The 22,037-nt window shown below is 57.2% G+C and carries 24 protein-coding genes; 7 read left to right on the top strand and 17 right to left on the bottom strand.

Annotated features, from left to right (window positions below; translation table 11 throughout):
• Position 1: 1 nt before the first annotated feature.
• From HUW52_RS19670 to HUW52_RS19645, 6 genes are all read right to left on the bottom strand, one after another.
• Complete coding sequence (locus HUW52_RS19670) at positions 2–319, bottom strand: hypothetical protein (protein ID WP_034154003.1); 318 nt, start codon at positions 317–319, stop codon at positions 2–4.
• A 187-nt stretch (positions 320–506) separates the two neighbouring features.
• The gene (locus tag HUW52_RS19665; RefSeq protein WP_256667856.1) at positions 507–944 is read right to left on the bottom strand and encodes a hypothetical protein; all 438 of its coding nucleotides are present in this window, start codon (positions 942–944) and stop codon (positions 507–509) included.
• Between the two features lie 251 nt (positions 945–1,195).
• Complete coding sequence (locus tag HUW52_RS19660; protein WP_175554638.1) at positions 1,196–3,478, bottom strand: P-loop NTPase fold protein; 2,283 nt, start codon at positions 3,476–3,478, stop codon at positions 1,196–1,198.
• Positions 3,479–3,997: 519 nt separating this feature from the next.
• Entirely contained in the window at positions 3,998–5,113 is a 1,116-nt protein-coding gene (locus tag HUW52_RS19655; protein WP_175554637.1) for a DNA alkylation repair protein, read from the bottom strand.
• A 2-nt stretch (positions 5,114–5,115) separates the two neighbouring features.
• The gene (locus tag HUW52_RS19650; protein ID WP_150751851.1) at positions 5,116–5,721 is read right to left on the bottom strand and encodes a glutathione S-transferase; all 606 of its coding nucleotides are present in this window, start codon (positions 5,719–5,721) and stop codon (positions 5,116–5,118) included.
• A gap of 61 nt (positions 5,722–5,782) precedes the next feature.
• Positions 5,783–6,691, bottom strand: a complete 909-nt coding sequence (locus tag HUW52_RS19645) for a MurR/RpiR family transcriptional regulator (RefSeq protein WP_175554636.1) — start codon at positions 6,689–6,691, stop codon at positions 5,783–5,785.
• A gap of 401 nt (positions 6,692–7,092) precedes the next feature.
• On the opposite strand from HUW52_RS19645, the gene HUW52_RS19640 reads away from it, so the two are divergent.
• From HUW52_RS19640 to HUW52_RS19630, 3 genes are all read left to right on the top strand, one after another.
• Positions 7,093–7,497, top strand: a complete 405-nt coding sequence (locus tag HUW52_RS19640) for a TraR/DksA family transcriptional regulator (RefSeq protein ID WP_003225981.1) — start codon at positions 7,093–7,095, stop codon at positions 7,495–7,497.
• 217 nt (positions 7,498–7,714) lie between these two features.
• Positions 7,715–9,319: a methyl-accepting chemotaxis protein gene (locus HUW52_RS19635; RefSeq protein WP_175554635.1), complete on the top strand. Its 1,605-nt coding sequence runs from the start codon at positions 7,715–7,717 to the stop codon at positions 9,317–9,319.
• Between the two features lie 113 nt (positions 9,320–9,432).
• Positions 9,433–9,636 (top strand): hypothetical protein, encoded by a 204-nt coding sequence (locus HUW52_RS19630; protein ID WP_016982990.1) that lies wholly within the window; start codon positions 9,433–9,435, stop codon positions 9,634–9,636.
• Between the two features lie 6 nt (positions 9,637–9,642).
• On the opposite strand, the gene HUW52_RS19625 is transcribed toward HUW52_RS19630, so the two are convergent.
• The 3 genes from HUW52_RS19625 to HUW52_RS19620 all read right to left on the bottom strand — a co-directional run bounded on the left by HUW52_RS19625 (position 9,643) and on the right by HUW52_RS19620 (position 10,605).
• The gene (locus tag HUW52_RS19625) at positions 9,643–9,879 is read right to left on the bottom strand and encodes a DUF2789 family protein (RefSeq protein ID WP_016982991.1); all 237 of its coding nucleotides are present in this window, start codon (positions 9,877–9,879) and stop codon (positions 9,643–9,645) included.
• A gap of 48 nt (positions 9,880–9,927) precedes the next feature.
• A complete protein-coding gene (locus tag HUW52_RS30420; RefSeq protein ID WP_016982992.1) occupies positions 9,928–10,179 on the bottom strand; it encodes a hypothetical protein in 252 nt (83 codons plus the stop codon).
• A 102-nt stretch (positions 10,180–10,281) separates the two neighbouring features.
• Positions 10,282–10,605 (bottom strand): hypothetical protein, encoded by a 324-nt coding sequence (locus HUW52_RS19620; RefSeq protein ID WP_175554634.1) that lies wholly within the window; start codon positions 10,603–10,605, stop codon positions 10,282–10,284.
• Between HUW52_RS19620 and HUW52_RS19615 the strand changes: the two genes are divergently transcribed.
• The 3 genes from HUW52_RS19615 to HUW52_RS19605 all read left to right on the top strand — a co-directional run bounded on the left by HUW52_RS19615 (position 10,600) and on the right by HUW52_RS19605 (position 12,393).
• Positions 10,600–11,049, top strand: a complete 450-nt coding sequence (locus tag HUW52_RS19615) for a hypothetical protein (protein ID WP_175554633.1) — start codon at positions 10,600–10,602, stop codon at positions 11,047–11,049. The genes HUW52_RS19620 and HUW52_RS19615 overlap by 6 nt on opposite strands.
• Positions 11,046–11,243 carry a hypothetical protein gene (locus HUW52_RS19610; protein WP_016982994.1) on the top strand — a complete coding sequence of 66 codons (198 nt, stop codon included), beginning with the start codon at positions 11,046–11,048 and terminating at the stop codon, positions 11,241–11,243. Before HUW52_RS19615 ends, HUW52_RS19610 begins: the two co-directional genes overlap by 4 nt.
• Before the next feature lie 127 nt (positions 11,244–11,370).
• On the top strand, positions 11,371–12,393 hold the full coding sequence (locus tag HUW52_RS19605; protein WP_175554632.1) for an ABC transporter substrate-binding protein: 1,023 nt from the start codon (positions 11,371–11,373) through the stop codon (positions 12,391–12,393).
• An 89-nt stretch (positions 12,394–12,482) separates the two neighbouring features.
• On the opposite strand, the gene HUW52_RS19600 is transcribed toward HUW52_RS19605, so the two are convergent.
• Both HUW52_RS19600 and HUW52_RS19595 read right to left on the bottom strand, forming a co-directional pair.
• Entirely contained in the window at positions 12,483–14,615 is a 2,133-nt protein-coding gene (locus HUW52_RS19600; protein ID WP_175554631.1) for a TonB-dependent siderophore receptor, read from the bottom strand.
• 92 nt (positions 14,616–14,707) lie between these two features.
• Positions 14,708–15,097, bottom strand: a complete 390-nt coding sequence (locus HUW52_RS19595; RefSeq protein ID WP_016982997.1) for a DUF2946 domain-containing protein — start codon at positions 15,095–15,097, stop codon at positions 14,708–14,710.
• A 94-nt stretch (positions 15,098–15,191) separates the two neighbouring features.
• Here HUW52_RS19595 and HUW52_RS19590 point away from each other — a divergent pair, with 94 nt between their 5' ends.
• Positions 15,192–15,632 (top strand): DUF3995 domain-containing protein, encoded by a 441-nt coding sequence (locus HUW52_RS19590; protein ID WP_175554630.1) that lies wholly within the window; start codon positions 15,192–15,194, stop codon positions 15,630–15,632.
• Positions 15,633–15,763: 131 nt separating this feature from the next.
• Here the strand turns inward: HUW52_RS19590 and HUW52_RS19585 are convergent, their stop codons facing one another.
• Genes HUW52_RS19585 through HUW52_RS19560 form a run of 6 tightly spaced genes read right to left on the bottom strand, consistent with a single transcriptional unit; the run spans position 15,764 to position 21,821 of the window.
• Positions 15,764–16,126 carry a Na+/H+ antiporter subunit G gene (locus HUW52_RS19585; RefSeq protein ID WP_016982998.1) on the bottom strand — a complete coding sequence of 121 codons (363 nt, stop codon included), beginning with the start codon at positions 16,124–16,126 and terminating at the stop codon, positions 15,764–15,766.
• A complete protein-coding gene (locus HUW52_RS19580) occupies positions 16,123–16,401 on the bottom strand; it encodes a K+/H+ antiporter subunit F (RefSeq protein WP_007910754.1) in 279 nt (92 codons plus the stop codon). Before HUW52_RS19580 ends, HUW52_RS19585 begins: the two co-directional genes overlap by 4 nt.
• Positions 16,398–16,886, bottom strand: a complete 489-nt coding sequence (locus HUW52_RS19575) for a Na+/H+ antiporter subunit E (protein ID WP_175554629.1) — start codon at positions 16,884–16,886, stop codon at positions 16,398–16,400. The genes HUW52_RS19580 and HUW52_RS19575 overlap by 4 nt, the downstream gene beginning before the upstream one ends.
• Positions 16,883–18,562, bottom strand: coding sequence for a monovalent cation/H+ antiporter subunit D (locus tag HUW52_RS19570; RefSeq protein WP_175554628.1), 1,680 nt, complete (start codon positions 18,560–18,562; stop codon positions 16,883–16,885). The genes HUW52_RS19575 and HUW52_RS19570 overlap by 4 nt, the downstream gene beginning before the upstream one ends.
• The gene (locus HUW52_RS19565) at positions 18,559–18,903 is read right to left on the bottom strand and encodes a Na+/H+ antiporter subunit C (protein ID WP_007910763.1); all 345 of its coding nucleotides are present in this window, start codon (positions 18,901–18,903) and stop codon (positions 18,559–18,561) included. The genes HUW52_RS19570 and HUW52_RS19565 overlap by 4 nt, the downstream gene beginning before the upstream one ends.
• Positions 18,903–21,821, bottom strand: coding sequence for a monovalent cation/H+ antiporter subunit A (locus HUW52_RS19560; RefSeq protein ID WP_175554627.1), 2,919 nt, complete (start codon positions 21,819–21,821; stop codon positions 18,903–18,905). The genes HUW52_RS19565 and HUW52_RS19560 overlap by 1 nt, the downstream gene beginning before the upstream one ends.
• Positions 21,822–22,037 lie beyond the last annotated feature (216 nt).

Below are 22,037 nucleotides of genomic sequence, written 5' to 3'. Positions count from 1 at the left end.
CTTAGCGTCCGAGTGAGGGCGGCCCATATAACTCAGTTTCCCAGTCTTCAAGAGGCGGCTTTACTTTGAAAGATGGGTCGCAGTATGACCTTAAGTAGTCAGTCGCTCTCCTTTGGGCGTAGGTGAAATTGAGCACGTTGCCTTCACCGTCCATCTCTATGACGTTCGCGAATATCGCGAAGACCATCTCAATTGCACTCGGCTCAGAGCCATAAATGTCGATGTACTCCACGTTTTCAAGCATGTAGTGGCTTCCACTTGCCATGTAGTACGCAAACGTTCGGAGTGCTCCACTGAAATCATTACTCAGCTTCTTCATGTACATTTTCTTTTAGTAAATGTTCTGGATTTAACTGCTTCATAATCAAGCATTGGCTTTTTTTGCCGTTTTATTGTGGTCGAGAAAGGCCTGAACCGGCCAATGAGCATTAGCAATCGATTGCTGACAGTCTGCTTATGGCCGATTGCTGTCTTTGGGAAGGTCCGCAGTCGACCCATAGCTGTCATTAAATTGAGGTAACGAAGCGGGTTTCGAGGCCTACACTTACTGGCGGTAGCACATTAATCAATACGACGGCATCGTCGCCCTGGTTAAGGTAGATCAACGAGTCACCGGTCTCGAGCGTAACTCTGAATCCGGCTAGCCAAGGCTCTTGTCCGTTGAAAGAGTCAAGAATTCCCTCAACTGCGCAAATTTTTGTGTTCTCAAGGTGGGTTGCTGACAGATCCGCAAGCAGGTTTTCCCTCTTCCAGGAGCAGGTCACGTTTGGCTCTATCTCGAAGGGAGCCGGCGTATCAGAAGGAAACAAGTCCGCACCTACCCTCTCGCCATCACTCAAGAGATACATGGATAGAACTTCTCCTTCGCCAAAACGCCACTCTAGAGAACCTATGTCTCCCAGATCTTTCTCGTCGTTGAAATAGTACTGGTCGTGCAGCAGCACGCTCAGCCGTTTTCCCAAAAGCGAACGTGCGTTTTGCAGATCTAGGACAGCTCTTGTAGGGGATGGGGAGTGTCGGCTAGACATCGGCATCTCATATAGGTGGGAAGAGAGGCAGATACTACACAAACGCCATTACGTCCGCTTCTGGTCGAAAGCGGTCGTTCTTGAGAGGCTGCTTTCGGCCAGGAGTGGATATTCAGATCAGGCTTCATGAGCCACTAACGTCAAATGATCCAGAATAACCGAGGCGGTTAACGGACCGAAAACTTATTATCTTTCAAGTTTGAGAATTTGCCCTCAGTTTCTGGTAACGGCAATTCTTTCAAATCAACTCCCCAAACTCGAAGTTGATATCTCAATGATTCTAAATCTCCGATTCCGCTTGATAGCCATTGCTCTCGTGTAACTGCCCCCCAGCATGCTTCGATTATATCCATGTGTTCAGTGGGAAACGATGAAAACCCTACCATCCGATTGGCTAACATATTCAGATAATCCAAAGAGTTTTTTGCAAGAATACTTTGTTGTTCTGAAGAATCGACACCGCTCCATACATCTAGAAGCTTCGATTTGTGGCTGTGAGAATACAGCAATGAGTCCTTATGGCGAAGCAACGCTGCACGTTGATTTTCTTCTCCTTCCATCTGAGATAAATAAATACCATTGGCTGTCGTGAATAACTCCAAGGCATTATCCACTGCTGCATCCGCCGTTAGATGCTGAACGATCACGGCAAGCTCTGGTAGCCCCGACTGCCCATCATATCTAAAACACCGATAGAACAATAATACTTTATTTGAGCAGCGCTCCGTCGTGAGCCTCACAAGTTGCCCCTCTAGTACGCGCAGTAGTGCCTCATCAGCATTATAATGCTTTGAAAGCTCAATGCTTACTTCGAGTGCGCGACTGCAAAACTCTAAATTACCAGAGGCACGCACGAGCTCACCTATCTTGTCTTGCTTAATCAGATTAATGAGAAACTTAGCAATTCGCTCTGCCATATCAAGCGAGCTATCCCTGTCCGCCTTTACCTTTGGGATTGTTAGCTGGCGAGTACAGATGACGTATTGATCTAGTGTCATGTCTAACAATTTAAGCGAAGTTTCGAGCAAGCTCGCAAACGCTCGCTCTGCGGATAGCTCTAATGCGTCAACCAAACATTGGTCATCAATATCTGCACTCCATTTCTCAATTAACTGGCCAATCTCTTGTTGTGTAAAACAAGGTGCGTGCGTCCCCAACTGCATCTCATAAGTTATGTGTTCTGGGTCTTGAAACGATCGCAATCCTTGAAGTTTAACGATCAATTTATACAAGCGATCATATTCTCGACTACCCTGTTCGCAACCCGATGCACTCATAGCGTTGTTCAATAAAGTAGCAGCTTCAGTTTTTTTCTCCCGGTCAAACGCAATTCCTAACGATGGCTTCCCCTTGCCCAGCATGGTTCGCTCAACAATCTCTACCATCGCTTCAGATTCACGCCTAAACAAAGTCTGAACGATGATTGCCTCCCATCTCAACTCACCCTCTGCATGACGCACTGCTGATTGTCTAAGAGCGCTCAATTCGCGTGCAATGCTTTTTATTTGCCTTGGGTTATCGGGGAACCACTGAGCGGCAGCATTCCTTGCATTTAATGGAATGAATTCGCAGTACTGTTCCAGCACCTGTTCGGCCATGCGTACTGATAAATGTTTTGGTGGTACTTTCAGGTCATAAGCCACATCGATTATTTTTTCCAAAAAAGGCTGACGGGCGGATGAAAATGCAGCAGAGTAATCATCGAGAGAGCGAGTAATTATTTCTTTATCAAAAGCCAGCACGAAAGCAAATCCCGGCCAGTCCAAGTATTCGCGTAGAGTCATAAGGGTTTTAGGAAGTATTCTAGGGTCTGCACGATCCAGATCGTCAACAAATACAATAATCTGATGCTCTTTCAGTAATTCCCGGAGTTGCTCAACCGTCTCTGAGCTTAAGCTCAAACGTTGCTCCACAGACTTAGCAATTGCACCTGTAAACGCCGCACCGGCTGTGATCATCTGAGATAGTTCACCGTCAAGCTTTCCTGCCGCCTGTCCTGTTGCTTCAGCAATGCTGACATAACCTAACGACAACTTGTGAACAAGTCGCTGGAGCTTAAACCTCAGCGAGATTTTTTTATTACGCTTTTTTATTTCTGCATTCATTTCACGGCTAAGAGCAGTCATAAAGCTGTCAGCTTCAGCCGCACGCCAGGCGGAAACATGGATTACCACATCACCTTGCGCCACTGCGATATCACGCAAAAGGTTCAGTAAACTCGTCTTGCCCGCGCCCCACTCTCCGTATAACCCGATGCGCGTAGAATATCCACCATGTGCTGCTTTAATGGTTTTATACATTGAATGTGCGATCGGCCAGCGGCCAAGGTAATCTTCACTATAAGTGGATATTGCAGCATCGTGGCCAGCTTGCGTGTTAGCTACCTCGAAACCATCGACATGGGTAGCATTTTGATCCTTTCCGCTCCCTGAGCTTTGCCGTAACGTCACCTTTACCACTCCTACTGAGCTCATGTAAAAGCGGATAATAACGAAACGCTTAGATTTTTGCTTGTCCTGTTTCGATACTTGCCGCGACAGACACAGCTAGACTCATGAATGCTCTGCTCGTCACTTATCTGCGGAGTTGCACCCCAGCGCAATAACAGTCAAACTTCCAGCCTATAATGATGTTCCTATTAATAAAAGCAACCAAAAACACCAAAACAAAGTAACGAGAGCAGGTAGGCTGCAGGCTCCTCATTGTCATATTAATTTTAAGTGTCCACTATATCAGTACAAGATACCTAATCCTCCAAGCGGTATCCGCGCAAACCTTCATCGCTGCGTAAATTGAAGTTTTCGGATTGTTTTTCTTATTGCTTGGATTACGCCGGCTAGAGACCAAAAGTGCAGCTTACATGTCTTTCCCTGTCGGAGTTCCATGAAGCCGTATGACCGCTTTTGGCCGAAAGCTGCCCCATCCGTAATTTCCTATCAGTCCGAGTACTGCCAGATCAGCGGAATCCATTAGCGGTAACAATCAGCGACGATGTCGAATTTGGCACTCCCCAATACCTCCCCATTAACCATAACCCGTACCCCATGCCGCCCCACAAAATGCTTCCGCGTCGTAAAATCCTTAATCACCTGCCGCCTCCCCACAACCTCACTCCCAAACCCCGCCAACCCCACCGTCTTCAACTTAAAAACCTTCCCCGAAACCCCGCCATTCGCCTTCACATAGTCAATCGCATAATCAATCACCAACCGCTGCTCATGCGCCACCGTGGACTTCACCACAAACGACAACGTAATCGCTTCCCCCAACCGCACTACCGCCGGCTCAACCCGCACATCCAACAACTCAACCTCAGCCTTCGCCCCGGCACCAATCACCGTCAGCGCCCGCAAGTCCCCCTGCTTGATCAAACTCCGCAACGCATGCTTCGCAATCCACGCCGTGTGCTTGTTCTCCAGCGACCAACCTTCAATCGTGTCCAACACCCACTCCGGATGCACCTTCGTCACATCATTCAAATGATTCGCCACGGACTTGCGCACGTACAAACTCTCATCCGCCTTCAACCGATCCAGTATCCCGACGGCCAACTGCGGATCGGCCTGCACCGCGTCCAACCGAAACGACCAAGGCAGGCGAGGGCGGCTGCCTTCGCTGGCGAGTCGTCGGACGTGGTGGTTCTCGTCGCGGGTCCAGTCGTGCATCCGTTCCAGCGAGCGTTCCAGATCGCTGCGCAGAAAGTGGCGGATGGCGAATTCGGAGGAGCCGAAGGTGGTGAAGTACTTCAGGGCGTCCATGGAGGTGTCGAACGCATGCCCGCCGTAGCTCGCGACGTAGTGCGGCAAACACATGCTAACGAATCCGCTGTTCAGCCTTGGTGCGAGTTCGAAAAGCACTTCGAGGGAATCTTCGTAGTCCAGCGGCAACACGGCGTGCAGGCTTTCGCTGACACGCGCCATGCGTTGCATCACTGATAATTCAGCGAGTCCGTGCTGGGCGTGTTTGAGAAACGCCTTGGCTTTGAACGCCGGGTACACGGCGCTCATTTCGCGGGCGATGTGTTGCAAGCGCTCGGCGTTGAAGATTTCCTTTAACGCCGGGGCGGCGGTGTCGGTGGTGCTCATGGTCAGGTCATCGGGGTGCTGACGAACGCTTCGAGGGTTTCGGCGTAGGCGGTGTATTGGGCGATGTGGGGGTAGCGGCGGGTGTCGATCTGGTCGGGGACGACGAGGTCGGTGAAGCTCCAAGCAACCGCGAGGCTGATGCCGGCCTGGGTGAGGGTGCCGTCGGTGGGCAGGCCGGTTTTTTCCAGTTCTTGCTCGAGGGCGGTGAACGCAGCGGCGAGTTGGCCTTCGACGCGTTCGACCCACGGTTGGTACTGAATGTCGGCCGGGCGCAGGTTGCGTTCGTAATAGAGCTGCACGGCTTTTTCGCAGGCAGCGAGGCTGAGGCTGATCAGGCGCAGGGCTTGGGCGCGTTGTTTCAGGTCGGTCGGCAGCAGGCTTTTGCCGGAGCTGGCTTCGAGGTAGTCGAGGATGAGGGTCGAGTCCATCAGGACCACGCCGTCGTCGAGGATCAGCGTGGGGGCTTTGACCACCGGGTTGATCTGCTGGAATTGCTCGAAGTGGCGGAACACCGAGACTGACTCGTGTTCGAGGTCGATGCCAAGGCGTTTGGCGGAGATAGCCACGCGGCGCACGTAAGGGGAGTCCAGCATGCCGATCAGTTTCATGACGCGTTCCTTCAAGTCAAACCGGTGGGAAGGCATAACCTAGCCGACGCTGAGGCAATTGTCAGTCGTCGAAGCCGGGTTGTTCGTGAATCTCATCAACATTCAGTTCCAGCCGATACGCCACCGCCACAAACAACGCCTGGCACAAACACAACGTCGCACTCAGCGAACGAAAGGCGAGGGCGCTGCCTTCGTTTATCAACAATATGCTGTCGGCGAGTTTTGCCAGCGGTGAGAGGTGGCTGTCGGTGAGGATCAAGGTGTTGGCCTGCTGCTGTCGGGCGAAACGCAGGCAGTGTTGGGTCTCCTTGGCGTAGGGTACGAAGCTGATGGCGATGACCAGATCGTTCGCGCGCACGCTGCGCATTTGTTCTCGATAGCTACCGCCTAGCCCGGACACCAGGTGAATTTTTTTTTGAGTGTGTTGCAAGTTGTAAACGAGGTAGTCGGCGACGGCGAAGGAGCGGCGCACGCCGACGACATAAATGTTGTCGGCGTTGACGATCAGGTCCACGGCTTTTTCAAACGCGGCGTCGTCGAGTTCACGGCCCAGGCGTTCGATGCCGGAGCGTGTAGCGTCGATGCATTCGCGGGCGAGGTCGCCGGCGCTGGCTTGCTGCGACTGGTTGGCGATCATGCTGCGGATGCGTTGCTGGTAGTTTTGCACCGGCGAGGCTTTGTGCGTGTAGGCGCTGCGGAACAGCGCCTGCATTTCGCTGAAGCCGCTGAAACCGAAGCGTTGCGAGAAGCGCACGATGGCGGACGGGTGCACTTCGCACTCGCGGGATATGTCGCTGATGCGGTCGACCATGATCCGGTCGCTCTGTTGGCTGATGTAGCTGGCGATGCGTTTGAGCTGGCGCGGCAGGGCGTCGTATTCGTCGGTGATCAGTTGCAGCAGGCGCTCGGCATTGATCGGGGGGCTGGCGAGTGAAACCTCGTCGGTGGCCGGCAGATCGGGGCGGGGCATAAGTCATCCTTCAGGCTGTTTGATCACACGGTGAGCCTGATAGTAGGGGGGCTTTTGCGGTTCTGCTTTGCTGAAACGATGCAGTGCGTGGTAAAAAATTGCGTCTGGACGCTGGGTGGTTAGCCGTTTGTCTTCTATATACAGCCGCTCGACTGAATTTCTTGCTATAAACGCACTCCGATGGCCGTGTGAACGCTGTGTCAGAGCAGTTTCCGGACGTTGTCGGACAAATTCCCTGTATTTACAGTTGCTGAGGCCTCATTCGGGCCTTAGACTGCCGCCCCTCGTAAATTGAGTGCCGGGTGGCATTTGCAATAAACGATGCCTTTTCGCCGACCGCACGCGGTTCGCCGAAACGCTCCCTAATTCGCCTTAATGCACGTTTTTTTATAGAGATATCAATGACAAAGGACAAGTTGCTGGCCATGCCGGCAGATGACTACATGAATGCAGAGCAGCACGCTTTCTTCACTGAGCTGCTGCAGAACATGAAAGTCGAAACCCACGAGCGCATTGAGCAAAATCGTATCGCCATCGAAAGCCTGGACACCCCGGCTGACCCGGCGGACGCGGCTTCGGTTGAAGAAGAGCGCACTTGGCTGGTGAACGCGATCGATCGCGATCAGCGCATGCTGCCGCAACTGGAACAAGCCCTCGAGCGCATCAAGGAAGACAGCTTTGGCTGGTGCGACGACAGCGGCGAGGCCATTGGCCTGAAGCGTCTGCTGATCAGCCCGACCACCAAATACTGCATCGAAGCTCAAGAGCGTCACGAGCAGATCGACAAGCACCAGCGTCAGGCCTGATTTTTTCGGCGCTGTGATCGCGGGCAAGTCCGCCCCACCAGGTTCAACACCGAACCAGTGGGAGCCGGGCTTGCCCGCGAAGCTTTTTATCGTCCGCAATATTTCCGCGCGATTTCATTGACCTGCCACAGACCCCGCGACTAACGGACCATGGATAATGGCGTTGTAGTGGCGTTTAATGCAGTCACAACAATGAGAACAAGCGTGGGGTGTTGATATGACGAGAGATGGATCTCTGGTTGGGGCTCTGCCTGCACCAGTGCTTTTGCCGAAAAACCGCTGGATCGCTCCGACCCTGCAAAGCATCGCCCTGATGCTGTTGCTGGCCGGCATGACGCTGGGTGGATGGTCGCTGTACATTGGCATGCCACTGGCGGTGCTGATTGTCTGGCTGCCGCGCCTGCGCTCCCGCGCTATCCCCGATGCCCAGCCTGCCGATACCGGCAGCGCAATGTCCGACCTGACCCGCGACCTTTCCTACACCACCAGTCATAACGCGTTGTCGGCAGCAGGCGTGGCGTTTTCGGTCAAGGAACTGGCGAGCAAACTCGAATCGCAACTGGATGCGGCGGCGCAAATCGTCAGCAATGCCGAGGTGATGATCGCGACCGAACATGCGACTTCGCAGCTTAGCCGTGCCGCACTTGAAGCAGCGAGTCAGGCGCATCACAGCAGCGCGGCGGGGCGTACGGAACTGGTGGATTCGATCGCGCGCATGCATCAGCTCAGTCAGCGCGCCAATGCCAGCCGTGAATTGATTGAAGCCTTGAGCCTGCGCAGTGACGATATTCAGCGCGTGACTTTGGTGATTCAGTCGATTGCCAGCCAGACCAATCTGCTCGCATTGAACGCGGCGATCGAAGCGGCGCGGGCCGGTGAGCATGGCCGCGGTTTTGCCGTGGTGGCGGATGAGGTTCGCGGATTGGCGGCGCGCACGGCGTCGGCAACCGGTGAAGTGGGTGAGATGGTCGCCGACATTCAACAACGCACGGCGCAGGTGGTGGAGCAGATTCGCCAGCTGTCGAGTGATCTGCAGATCGGTGTCGAGCAGGTCGAACACACCGGCCAGCATCTGCAGAACATCGCGCGACTGGCCGCCGGAGTGGAAACTCAGGTCGGTGAAATCGCCCAGGGCGCGGAAACCAATCGCGAACAACTCGATAGCCTGTTCAAGGCCATCGAACAGATGCGCAGCGACCTGGCGATCAGCGATCAACAGACTCGCCGCCTCGCTGAAGCGGCGGTGCAGATGGAAGGGCAGGCGGAAACCATCAGCGAGCGTCTGGCCGAGGTCGGACTGGATGACTATCACCAGCGCATCTACGATCTGGCCCGCGAAGGGGCGAGCCAGATTGCCGCGCGGTTCGAGGCGGATGTCGAGCAGGGGCGGATCAGCCTTGAGGACTTGTTCGACCGTCAGTATCAGCCGATCCCGAATACCCATCCGGCGAAGTTTCAAACCCGTTTTGACCGCTACACCGATCAGGTGCTGCCGGCGATTCAGGAGCCATTGTTGCCGCGTCACGAAGGGTTGGTGTTTGCCATCGCCTGCACGCAGCAGGGTTATGTGCCGACGCACAATCAATTGTTCAGTCAGCCGTTGACCGGCGATGCGCAGGTCGACGCGGTGAACAATCGCACCAAACGCAAGTTCGCGGATCGCACCGGTATTCGCTGCGGCAGCCATCAGCAACCGGTGTTGTTGCAGACCTACACCCGCGACACCGGTGAGCTGATGCATGATCTGTCGGTGCCGATCATGATCAAGGGCCGGCACTGGGGGGGATTGCGTCTGGGCTATAAGCCGGAAAATCCGCGTTGAGGGATTGTTACTTCTGATGCAATGAATCTGTGCACGGAGCTTGCTGTTTCCGCCTGCAAGAAACCATTAATCTGGCCACTTAGTTAGGTTGCTAATGATTTTTGGAGGGCTGCATGCAGTGCAGAGTTGATGTCGCCGTGATGATCGGCAGTGGCGTGCCTGCCGGTTTGCGCGCAATGGGTCGAAGCGTCTGCTGGGTAGTATTGCTCAATGGCGAGCGTCGCGGCACCGCGTTTGCCAGCCGCGATGAGGCCGAGGAGTGCAAGGCTGCCTGGCTCGCACAGTTGCACGCCGAGCCGGGTGACAGCCTGCACTGATCAGGATTACTTGCCGCGATGCAGGCGCACATTCAGTTCATCGACCATCACCGCTTCTTCACCGTCGGCCCTCAACCATTCCTTGAGCAATTGCGCCTGTTGCGGCGACCAGAAGTCGGCGTCGATCAGTTTGGTCTCGGGGGCCAGTGGATGCGCTTCGATGAAATCGTCGATTGCGTTACCTTCTGAAGGCAGTCCCAGTTGATCGAACAGGGTTTTCAGATCGTATGCTGGCAGTTCCATCGTCTACTCCTTCGGTGGGCGCCGGTATGGCGCGGTCGATCTCTCTCTTTATCTGAGGCAGCCATTCGCCAGGAGTTCGATCTTCGACTCAAGTGAGCGGGCAAGGGCGCAGGCCTCGTTGTGATCTTCGCGGAAACCTCTTACGCGTCCGGTCGATGTTTCCTTTATGTGAAAGAACGCGTTGCCGGCGGGCACGACCTGAAAACGTGGGCAATGGTCGTTGAAGTCAGTGGCACTCAGTATCAGTGGTGATTTGATCCGGTCGTCAGCAGTCATGGCAAAGTGAGTCAGAGTGCACATATGAAGTCCTTTTCATCAGTCGGCCGGGATTTAAAGGCCGTTGCGGGTAGTCGTAATGAGCATCGCTGCTCTAGAATCGCCAGTACCTGTTGACGACAGGGCTTATCTAAAGCAATTTTTCGCTTGCGATATGTCGGAAAAGTGCTTTTTTTCGTGAGAATTTTCCCTAAAGTTCGTAGTCAGACTGCTCTCGCCGCTAACGAAGATTTTTCCTTCAAGCTTTGGCGACATCGGGATGAGTTTCGCGAGTGACAATCCAGTAGTCTTGGCAACCTCGCGTTGAATGAGCACTCTGCTCGATTCGGGCTTTATTGATTTATTTGCAGTGACATCGGCCTGGCCGTTTATTTGCCGTGCGCGTTTTCCGCGTGCGGTTTTTTCAGATGTGGGGATGTTTCTTTGGCAGTCAGTAATCTCGATATGCATGCTTTGTTCGTGTTGGGTGATTTGCGTGCAAAGCTGGTCAAGCTGTTTCAGTCGCGTTTTGTTTACATCACCGAGCAAAACGCCGAAGGCATTTACGTGGCCGAGATCGACACCGAAAGCGCATTGGTGGTCGATGACAAACCAGGGCTCAAGCTCAAGGTCGGCGACCATTTCAGTGCATCGGTCTTGCCCAGCCGCGAAGGCGGCAAGATGGATATCCGTTTTCGCGAAATCAAACTGACGGTCTATGGACTGGGCGATTACGCCTTTGTCGACACCGCCGACGGGCACGCGATCCTGTTCAAGGAAGGCCACAGCGTGGTGACCGTGTTCGCCGCCCATCAGCAATTGCAGGAAGGCCTGACCAAAACGCTGAAAGCCGTCACCGCCAAAGCCGCCAAGTGGCGCAAGGGTGAACTGGTGACCTTCAAGGCCAGCGAGTGAGCCGCGCGGATTTCCATGCGCAGAACCTCGACACTGCACGCGAGGAGGCTCGGCGTTTATTCGCCGCCAAGGCTGGACTGCAAGGCGCCTGGCTGAATTGGCTGGCTGCGCAGATCTATCAGTTGCGTCCCGCGGAATACGCCAGCATGGTCAGACGCGAGCTGCAAAGCCTGCAGGAAAAGTCTGATTCATAACCTCGTCCGCAGCATGACCCGGAAAAAGCAGGAACCTCGGCTACAGTCAGTTGACTGAGTATTCAGAGGCTTGCGGTCTTATGTCAGGCCATCCTGCCATTGCTGTGAACAGCACGAGGTGCAATGCATGAACGGATTTCGACGGTTATTGGCCGCCAGCGTGGCCACGTTTGGTTTGCTGGCTTCAGCGCCATCGGTGATGGCCGCCCAGGCGCCGATCCATTTTGCCGACCTGAACTGGGAAAGCGGCAGCCTGATTACTGATGTGTTGCGGATCATCGTCGAGAAGGGCTACGACTTGCCAACCGACACCTTGCCTGGCACCACCATCACGCTGGAAACCGCATTGGCCAACAATGACATTCAGGTCATTGGCGAAGAGTGGGCCGGGCGCAGTCCGGTATGGGTCAAGGCTGAGGCCGAAGGAAAGGTCGTCAGCCTCGGTGACACGGTCAAGGGCGCTACCGAAGGCTGGTGGGTGCCGGAGTACGTGATCAAGGGCGACCCGGCCAAAGGCATCAAGCCGCTGGCGCCGGACCTGCGCAGTGTCAGTGATCTCAAGAAGTACAAGGACGTGTTCAAGGATGCAGAAAATCCGAGCAAGGGGCGGTTTCTCAACAGCCCGATCGGCTGGACGTCGGAAGTGGTCAATAAGCAGAAGTTGACGGCTTATGGTCTGCAGGACGATTACACCAACTTCCGCAGTGGTTCGGGAGCGGCACTGGATGCCGAGATCAGCTCTTCGATTCGTCGTGGCAAACCTGTGCTGTTTTACTACTGGTCGCCGACGCCGCTGCTGGGCAAATTCAAATTGGTGCAACTGGAAGAGCCGCCGTTTGACGCCGAAGCGTGGAAGACGCTGACCGATGCCGATAATCCCAATCCGAAACCGACCCGGTCGCTGGCGTCGAAGCTGTCGATTGGTGTGTCGACGCCGTTTCAGAAGCAGTATCCGCAGATCGCCGATTTCTTCAGCAAGGTGGATTTCCCGATTGAGCCATTGAACAAGGCATTGGCGGAAATGAGTGAGAAGCACACGGCGCCACGGGAGGCGGCGGTGGCCTTCATGAAGGCGCACCCGGACGTGTGGCAGGCCTGGTTGCCGAAGGATGTGGCGGAGAAGGTTTCGGCTGATCTGAATAGGGGTTGATGCGGTTGGCCTCATCGCGAGCAGGCTCACTCCCACAATGGATATGTGTCGTTCACAACACTGTGGGAGCGAGCTTGCTCGCGAAGCTCTTAAAATTTCGTCATCACCGCCAATTCGAAGGTACGTGGTGTTCCGAGGTAATACGCCGGCGAAACATGCGCAAACTCGGCATACACCTCATTGGTCAGGTTACGCACGCGCCCGGTGACGGTGGTGTGCGAATCGACCTTGTAGCTGAGGAAGCTGCCAAACAAGGTGTACGACGGCACGGTCATGGTGTTGGCCGTGTCCGCATACACCGACGCCACATATCGCGCATCTACTCCACCTTGCCACTGCGGCGAAAAATCATAAGTCAGCCACAGATTGCCAACGCGATCCGGCACGTTGGTCGGCGTGTTGCCTTTGCGTGACACCACCACGCCGGCAGCATTCTTTTCGGTGAAGTCATCGTACTGCGCATCGACCCAGGCGAAGTTGCCCTCGGCCAACAACTTGTCGGTGATCCGCAGCGAGCTGGCGATTTCTACGCCTTTCGATGTCTGCTGGCCGACCGGAATGCTGGTGGTCGGGTCCAGCGGATCGGTCACGGCGAAGTCCTTTCGCTCAATGGTATAGGCCGCAATCGTCGCCGAGCCGCGCCCGTTCAGATAATCAAATTTGCTGCCGATTTCCCATTGCTTGCCGGTAGAGACGTCGAAGTCCTGCGTACCATTCGGTTGCTCGGCGGCGGTGCTGTATTGCACGTAGACGTTGGCCGAGGGAATGAACTGGTAGGTCAAACCAGCGCGGCCGGTGACTGGCTCCCAACTACGCTTGAGGTGCTTGGGATTGGCGGCGGTGACAGTGCGATGATTGGTCACGTCGAGATCAATGTCGTCATAGCGCAGGCCGGTGAGCAGCGACAGTTTGTCGGTCAACGCCAGACGGTTCTCCACGAACAACGCCTTGGTGGTGACCGCGTTGGTTTTGTCGCTGACCAGTTTGGGGTTGGTGCCGGGAATGTCGTAGAAATGCCCCGGAGGGTAGTTGTTCGGGTCTACCGTGCTCGCACCTTTGATGTTCAGCGGCGAGTTGGTGGTCTGGTTGACCTTGTATTCGAAGCCCCCCGACCACGTCGTGTCGAGACCGAAAAGCGTGTTGTCGTGACGCAGTTCGAACTGGTTGCCGTTCTGCTCGCCCTGATGGCGTACCTGATAGGCGGTCGAACGGTTCACCGCCGTGTTGTCGGCGTTGTACTGGTAGGTTTCGAGGTTGCGGTAATCGCGCTGGCTGTCGAGGTGATACAGCGTGTTGCGCAGGGTGGTGCTGTTGTTGATCCGATAGTCGATGATCGAACGGACCCAGATCGTCCGCTGCTCGTACCGGCCGTCCTCGACGTTGTAGTTGTTGAAGCGGTTGTGTTTATCGATCTTCAACTCGCCAGCCTTGGGATTGAGCACGGGCGTGCCCCAGTACGGACTGTCTTCATGTTCATCCTGATATTCCAGGGCCAACGTGTGCGACAGGTCGGGCGTCAGGTCGCTGAGCAGCGAGAACGCCACGCTCCAGGCATCGCGCTCCTGGCGGTCGATGTAGCCGTTGCTGGTGTTGTGGCTGACGTCGAGTCGCGCGTAGTGCTGCACGTCGGCGCTCGGCTCGGTCAGTGCATGATTGAGGCCGAAAGCGGTTTCGGTGGTGTCGTAGGTTCCGTAGCTGACCCGGCCTTCAACGGCCTGTTCATCGCGGGTCGCCAGTTTGGTCACATAGTTCAGCGAGCCGCCGACGGAGCCTGCACCATTGATCAGCGATGACGGGCCGCCGACCAGTTCAACGCGGTCATAGATCCACGAATCGACGGGGCGGGCGAGGCCGCCGGATACGTTGATGCCGTTGAACATCTGGGTAATCTGACTGCTGGTAAAGCCACGATAGGAAACGAACCCGCCGAAACCCGGCGGCGCGCTGGCGTTGACACCGGGCAAGGTGTTGGCGGCGTCCTGGAAGTTCTGCGCGCCGTGGCGTTCGATATCGTTGCGATTGGCGATGGCCACCGAAGCCGGTGTGTCACGCACGCTCAAACCCAGACGCGAGGCCATGCCGCTGGATTGGTCGAGGCTCAGGCCCGGTTCCGCGCCGGACTCGCCGTCGATGGTGATCGGCGCCAGATCCACGGTGGATTGCGCCCAGACGTTGACGGACAGGCAGCCGCACAGGCTCGCCAGTAGAGTGAGTTGTTTCATCATTGAATCCTGAATGCTTGTCTAGGAGTCAGCGCACAGGCGAACGCCGCGCGTTGGCGCAGTGGGCTGACAAATCAAAAAGGCAGGGACATTCAGGCGAGCGGCGGGGCGCGAGGGTTGGCCGAAGGCCAGGTGAAGCGGGCAGGGAGGTCGGCGCTGACGATGGGCGCCAGCGGCGGGCTGTGTTGTTCCGGCAGGATCGCCAGCGTCAGGCTGGAGTTGAACGCCGGGCCCATGCCGCCGCCGACCGAGCACAGCGGGCAGCCGAAGGCCTTGGACAGGGTCGGCAGTTGTTCTTCGGTGGGGTTGCTGGCGAGCGGCGCTTGAGTGGCCGGGTCGACTGTACAGAACTGGCCGCCGATACCGTTCAGCTGCATACCGACCATTTGTCCGTGACCGATGCTGCAGGCGAACACGTTGAACAGGACGCAGCAATAGAGCATCCAGGCCAGCAGTGAGCGATCGGAACGGGAGAATTTCATGGGGCGGCACTTTACCGTACCGCTGATCGGTCGTGCACTTGAAAAAAATCCGACTAGGATGATTTGTTCAAATCCCTTTCCAAGGATTTCAACCATGACCTTTGTGTTGGCTCAATGGCTGGTGACTACTTTCGCGGTGATCGCCTTGATGCACGTGTATTGGGCGCTGGGTGGGCAGTGGGCGGCAGCGGTGGTGGTGCCGCAGGTGCCGGTGCGCGGTTTTGTCGCAACGGTGCGGCCGGCGTTCAAGCCGTCAGGCTGGCTTACATTGATCGTGGCGGCGGCGTTACTGGTGATTGCTGCGTTGGTGTGTATGCGGGTTGGCTGGGGGATGCCGGCGGTGAGTCACAAGGCACTGCAATGGGTGATCAGTGCGATTGCGCTGTTGATGTTTGCCCGGGCGATTGGTGATTCGAATCTGGTCGGGTTCTTCAAGGAGGTGAAGGATTCGCGGTTTGCGCGGCTGGACACCTGGGTGTATTCGCCGTTGTGTGCGGTGTTGGGGGCGGGGCTGTTGGCGGTGGCTTGGGTTTGAAACTGATCTAAAATTTGTGATGACTTGGCTGGCCCCTTCGCGAGCAAGCTCGCTCCCACAGAGGAACGCATTCCAAATGTGGGAGCGAGCTTGCTCGCGAAAGGGCCAGTCCAGACACCGAAAACTCTGGACTAGCTACCGCTTTCAGTCCGCCGGCTACTGACCTCAGCCGGCACATCATCCCCAGCCATACGCTTACGGAACAACGCCGCCCGCGCCAGCAGCAACGTGGTCACCGGCACAGTGATCGCCAGCAAAATCGGAATCAGCCAGGCATGTATGACCGGCCCGGATTTCAGCGCCGAAAAGCAGATGATCGACGCCAGTGCGACACACCATGCGCCCAGCGTCGAAGCCAGTGCCGGCGGGTGCATGCGCTGGAAGTAATCCTTCATGCGCAATAATCCGATCGCACCGATCAACGCAAACAGACCGCTGAGCACCAGCAGGATCGCCACTGGAATCTCGACCCACAGCGATAATTCAGCATTCATTCGATCACCTCGCCACGCAGCAGGAATTTCGCCAGGGCAAACGAGCCGACGAAGCCGAACAGCGCAATCAGCAGCGCCGCTTCGAAGTAAGTGTCACTGGAATAACGAATGCCCAGGGTCAGCATCATCAGCATGGCGACGATGTACAGATAGTCCAGCGCCAATACCCGATCCTGCGCCGACGGCCCTTTGAACAGACGTACCAGCGTCAGCACCATCGCCAGCGAGAACAGGAACAGCGTCAGCAGGATTGCGTTCGACAGTAATGGGCTCATTCGAAAATCTCCATCAACGGCCGCTCGTAGGTGCTCTTGAAGTGCTCGATGAATTGCGTTTCATCATCCAGATCCCAGACGTGCAACAACAGAATGCTGCGATCCAGCGACAGCTCCGACCAAACTGTGCCGGGCACCACCGTGCAGATCATCGCCAAGGTCGCCAGGCCGTGGGCATCGCGCAAGTCCAGCGGGACTTTGACAAAGCCTGAGCGCGGAGGGCGCCGACCAGCATTGAGCACGCCCCACGCAACGATCAGGTTGGAAATCACCACATCACGGCCCACGAGCAGAAACAGGCGCAGAATCGTTCCCGGACGGCGAATGCGCACTTGTTTCGGGCGCAGTTTGCGCATCATCAACGGTGCAGCAAAACCCAATATTGCGCCGAGCAGCAGATTGCCCGGGCTGACCGACAGGTTAAGGGTCAGCCACAAGGCGCACAGCGCCAGCGACAACAACGGTGCAGGAAACACACGCTTCATGGCTGCACCTCCAGCATCGCCGATTTGGCTTCCGGGCTCGGTACGGCACGGGTGCCGAGCACCGCCATCACGTATTGCTGCGGATTGTTCAGCGCCTCGGCGGTGGCCTGGGTATAACGCAACAGGGGTTCAGCCTTGAAAGTCAGGACGATGCTCAGCCCCAGCAACAGGAAGATCGGCGCGCATTCGAGTTTGCGCAGTAGCGGTGAAGGGCGCTCCTCCGGCGTCCAGAAGCGCTGGATGCCGAGACGCGAGAACGCCATCAGCGATGCCAGCCCGGTGAGAATCAGCAATGCCAGCAACGCCCATGCAGCGTTGGATATCGGCGCGTCGGTGCCCAGGCCCAGCGGATTGAGCAAAGCACCGATCAGGCTGAGTTTGCCGATGAACCCCGACAGCGGCGGCATGCCGATGATCAGCAGCGCGCAAGCAATGAAGCTCAGGCCGAGAAACGCCATGGTCCACGGGATGACCTGACCGACCACGGCTTTCTGCTCGTCATCGAGGTTGATGCCTTTGGGCGGTTGCAGGGACTCCTGCGGACGTGGCAGCAGTTCGCTTTCGTCTTCCAGCGGGATCTCGTTGGCCGAACGCGAGCGTTCGATCAACTCGGCCAGCAGGAACAGCGCGCTCAACGCCAGGGTCGAACTGACCAGATAGAACAGTGCCGCGCCGATCAGGTTCGGCTGGGCAAAGCCAACGGCGGACAGCAGAATCCCCGCCGAGACCAGAATGCTCAGGCTGGCCATGCGCTCCAGGCGTTGCGCGGCGAGAATTGCCAGGCCGGCGCAGACCATGGTCGCCATGCCGCCATAAATGAGCCAGTCGCCGCCGAAGAATGCCGACGCTCCGGCCTGCCCTGAGAACAACAGTGTCCACAGACGCAGCAGCGTGTAGACGCCAACCTTGGTCATGATCGCGAACATCGCGGCCACCGGTGCACTGGCCGATGAATAGGCCGGTACCAGCCAGAAGTTCAGCGGCCACATGCCGGCCTTGGCCAGAAACGCGACGGCAAGAATCCCGGCGCCGGCATGCAGCAAGCCACGGTCGGCTTCCGGCACCAGCGGAATCTTCAGCGCCAGATCGGCCATGTTCAGCGTGCCGGTGACGCCGTAGATCAGTGCCGCGCCAATCAGAAACAGCGACGAGGCCAGCAGGTTGATCGAGATGTAATGCAGCCCCGACGACACCCGCGCCCGACCCGAGCCGTGCAGCAAAAGGCCGTAAGACGCGGCCAGCAGGACTTCGAAGAACACGAACAGGTTGAATAGATCCGCCGTCAGGAACGCGCCGTACAGGCCCATCAACTGAATCTGGAACAGCGCGTGGAAGCTTGAACCCGCACCGTCCCAACGGGCCATGGCAAACAGCAGGGCGCTGACGCCGATGATCCCGGTCAGCACCAGCATAAGCGCCGACAGACGATCGACTACCAGCACAATGCCAAACGGCGCCTGCCAGTTGCCCGGCAGGTACACACCGATGGAGCCGGGCACGCCGGTGGTTTGCGTCCATTGCAGCAGCATCACCGAAATGAACAGGCCGACGAGGCTGGAGAACAGGTTGATTTTCGCCTTCAGCGGCCGGTGCCGTTCACCGAGCATCAGCATGATGGCGGCGGTCAGCAGCGGCAGCAGGATCGGTGCGGCGATCAGGTGAGTCATCGCCATCATTCCTTAGGCTCCCGGCCGTCGACGTGGTCAGTACCGGTCAGGCCGCGTGAAGCGAGCAGAACGACGAGGAACAACGCGGTCATGGCGAAGCTGATGACGATCGCGGTGAGCACCAGTGCCTGTGGCAGCGGGTCGGTGTAGTGCAGCAAATCCTGGGTCACGCCATCCTTGATTACCGGCTCCTTGCCGATGAACAGGCTGCCCATGCTGAAGATGAACAGGTTGACGCCGTACGACAGCAGGCACAGGCCCATGACCACCTGGAACGTCCGTGGTCGCAGGATCAGCCAGACGCCGGACGCGGCGAGCACGCCGATGGCGATTGCGATGACTTCTTCCATCAGACGGCTCCTTTGCTGGCGACGGACTTGGGCAGCGATGCGGTCTTGTGACCCCGCACCGATTGGTGGGCGAGGGCGGTGAGGATCAACAGCGTCGAGCCGACCACCACGCCATACACGCCAATGTCGAAGAACAGCGCGCTGGCGACATGGATGTCACCCAGTACTGGCAAGCTGAAATGCCAGGTGTGGGTGGTCAGGAACGGATAGCCGACAACCATTGCCCCCAGCCCGGTGGCGGTGGCAAACAGTAACCCGGTACCCATCCAGCGCAATGGCCGCAGGCTCATTTGCGCCTCGACCCACTGTGTGCCGGCGACCATGTATTGAAGGATGAACGCCACCGACATCACCAGACCGGCGACGAAACCGCCGCCCGGTTGGTTGTGTCCGCGCATGAACAGGTAGAACGACACCACCAGCGCAATCGGCAGCAGCAGACGTACCAGCACCGCCGGCACCATCATGAAGCCGAGCGCGGTGTCGCTGGCCGAACGCGGGTTGACCAGGTCGGTGACCACGTCCGGTGCCAGCAAACGTTGCTGGGCGGGCAGTTGCAGGCTTTCTTTCGGCGGGCGGAAGCGCCGCAGCAATGCGAACACGGTCAGCGCCACGGCGACCAGCACGGTGATTTCGCCGAGGGTGTCGAAGCCACGGAAATCCACCAGCATCACGTTGACGACGTTGCTGCCACCGCCCTCGGGCATGGCGCGGCTGAGGTAGAACGAGGAGATGTCGTTCGGCGTCTGCCGCGTCAGCATCGCGTAGGACAGCAGCGCCATGCCACCGCCGACGGCAATCGACAGCAGCAAGTCGCGCAGACGCCGAATCCGCGCCTTGCGCAGGCTGCTTGGCAGTGGCGAGACTTCTTCGATACGGCGTGGCAACCAGCGCAGGCCGAGCAGGATCAGCACGGTGGTGACCACTTCGACCGCTAGTTGTGTCAGGGCCAGATCGGGCGCGGAGAACCAGACGAAAGTTACGCAGGTCATCAGGCCGCAGACGCTGACCATGGTCAAAGCGGCGAGACGGTGATACTTGGCCTGCCACGCGGCGCCGAGGGCGCAGGTGATAGCCAGCAACCACAGGGTCACAAAAACGATCGAGCCGGGAATCTTTGGCCGGTCGCCCCAGCTCAAGCTGCTGTGCAACATCGGGATCAGGCCGGCTAGCACCGCCGCCAATACCATCAGGAATAATTGCATCTGCAGACGCTTGGTGCCGAGGCGCCGTTCAACGCGCCGGGCCATGCGCATCATCACCACCAGACTGCGCTCGAACAGGCGCTTGCCGTTGAAGCGCCCCACCAGTGGCGGATATTTGAAGCGCCCGCGCTTGAGCTGATTACGCAGCAACAGATAGACGACGATACCGCCGGACATGGCGATCAGGCTCATGATCATCGGCGCATTCAGGCCGTGCCAGATTGCCAAGCTGTATTCCGGCAGCGTGCCGCCTACCACGGGCAACGCGGCGGCGGCGAGCAACGGGCCGACGATCTGCGCAGGGAAAATCCCCACCAGCAAGCAAGTGAACACCAGCAACTCGACCGGCGCACGCATCCAGCGCGGTGGCTCGTGCGGGGTGTGCGGCAGGTCGGTGGCCGGTGGACCGAAGAACACATCGACGGTGAAACGCAGCGAGTAGGCAACGCTGAATGTACCGGCGATGGTCGCGACAATCGGCAGCGCCGCTTCGACCCACGCCGTGGCGTTGATGAACACGGTTTCGGCGAAGAACATTTCTTTCGACAGGAAACCGTTAAGCAATGGCACACCGGCCATCGAGGCGCTGGCAACCATGGCCAGCGTCGCGGTGAACGGAATCAGTTTGATCAGGCCGCTGAGTTTGCGGATATCACGGGTGCCGCTTTCGTGGTCGATGATGCCGGCGGCCATGAACAGCGAGGCTTTGAAGGTCGCGTGGTTGAGAATATGGAACACCGCTGCTACCGCCGCCAGCGGACTGTTCAGACCCAGCAACAGCGTGATCAGACCGAGGTGGCTGATGGTCGAGTAAGCGAGCAGACCTTTGAGATCGTTCTGGAACATCGCGCAGTACGCGCCAAGCAACAACGTACACGCGCCGGCGCCACTGACGATGTAGAACCATTCTTCGCTGCCGGACAGCGACGGCCACAGCCGCGCAAGCAGGAACACTCCTGCCTTTACCATCGTGGCCGAGTGCAGATATGCGGAGACGGGGGTCGGCGCCGCCATTGCGTGGGGCAGCCAGAAGTGGAAAGGGAACTGTGCACTTTTGCTGAGTGCACCGATAAGAATCAGGGGTAAAAGAATAGGGTAGAGGGCGTGTGCACGAATCATGTCGCCGGCGGCCAGGACCTTGTCGAGGTCATAGCTGCCGACGACATGGCCGAGAATCATGACCCCCGCCAGCAGGCATAATCCGCCGGCGCCGGTGACCATCAGCGCCATGTAGGCGCCGCGGCGGGCGTCGGCGCGGTGGTGCCAATAGCCGATCAAGAGGAACGAGAAGAGGCTGGTCAGTTCCCAGAAAAACACGATCTGAATCAGATTGCCGGAGATCACCAGGCCAAGCATGGCGCCCATGAACGCCAGGAAAAACGCGAAGAAACGCGGCACCGGATCGTCCGGCGACATGTAATAACGGGCATAAAGAGAAACGAGCGTGCCGATGCCCAGTACCAGCATCGAGAACAACCAGGCGAAGCCATCCATGCGCAGAACGAAGTTCAGCCCCAGGCTCGGCAGCCACATGAACTCTTCGCGGATCACGCCGCCGTGGGCAATTTGCGGGTACAACATCGCGACCTGGACGGTGCCGATCAAAGCGACCAGGCCTGCCAGGAGGGATTCGGTATTACGCGCGTTGTGTGGCAGCACCGCTGCCAGACAGCTGCCAATGAATGGCAGAAGCAGTAGAACTATCAGGGACATAGGCTTCTAATCTGCGGAAGTTTGTGAAGCATCATACGTGCCAGCTCCCTGATCACCAAACGCCAGGATGTCTCAGAATCCTACAAAGTAGTCTCAAAATTTGTGTTTGGCGTTATTTCAGGCCAAGGGAAGGTGTGGCAGATGGCCCTTACGCGAGCAAGCTCGCTCCCACATTTTGAAATACATTCCAGTGTGGGAGCGAGCTTGCTCGCGAAA

The organism is Pseudomonas sp. 43A (genome assembly GCF_013363935.1).
Lineage (GTDB): Bacteria > Pseudomonadota > Gammaproteobacteria > Pseudomonadales > Pseudomonadaceae > Aquipseudomonas > Aquipseudomonas crudilactis.
The sequence above is the reverse complement of the archived record's forward strand: the minus strand, read 5'-3'. Positions and strand labels throughout refer to the sequence as shown.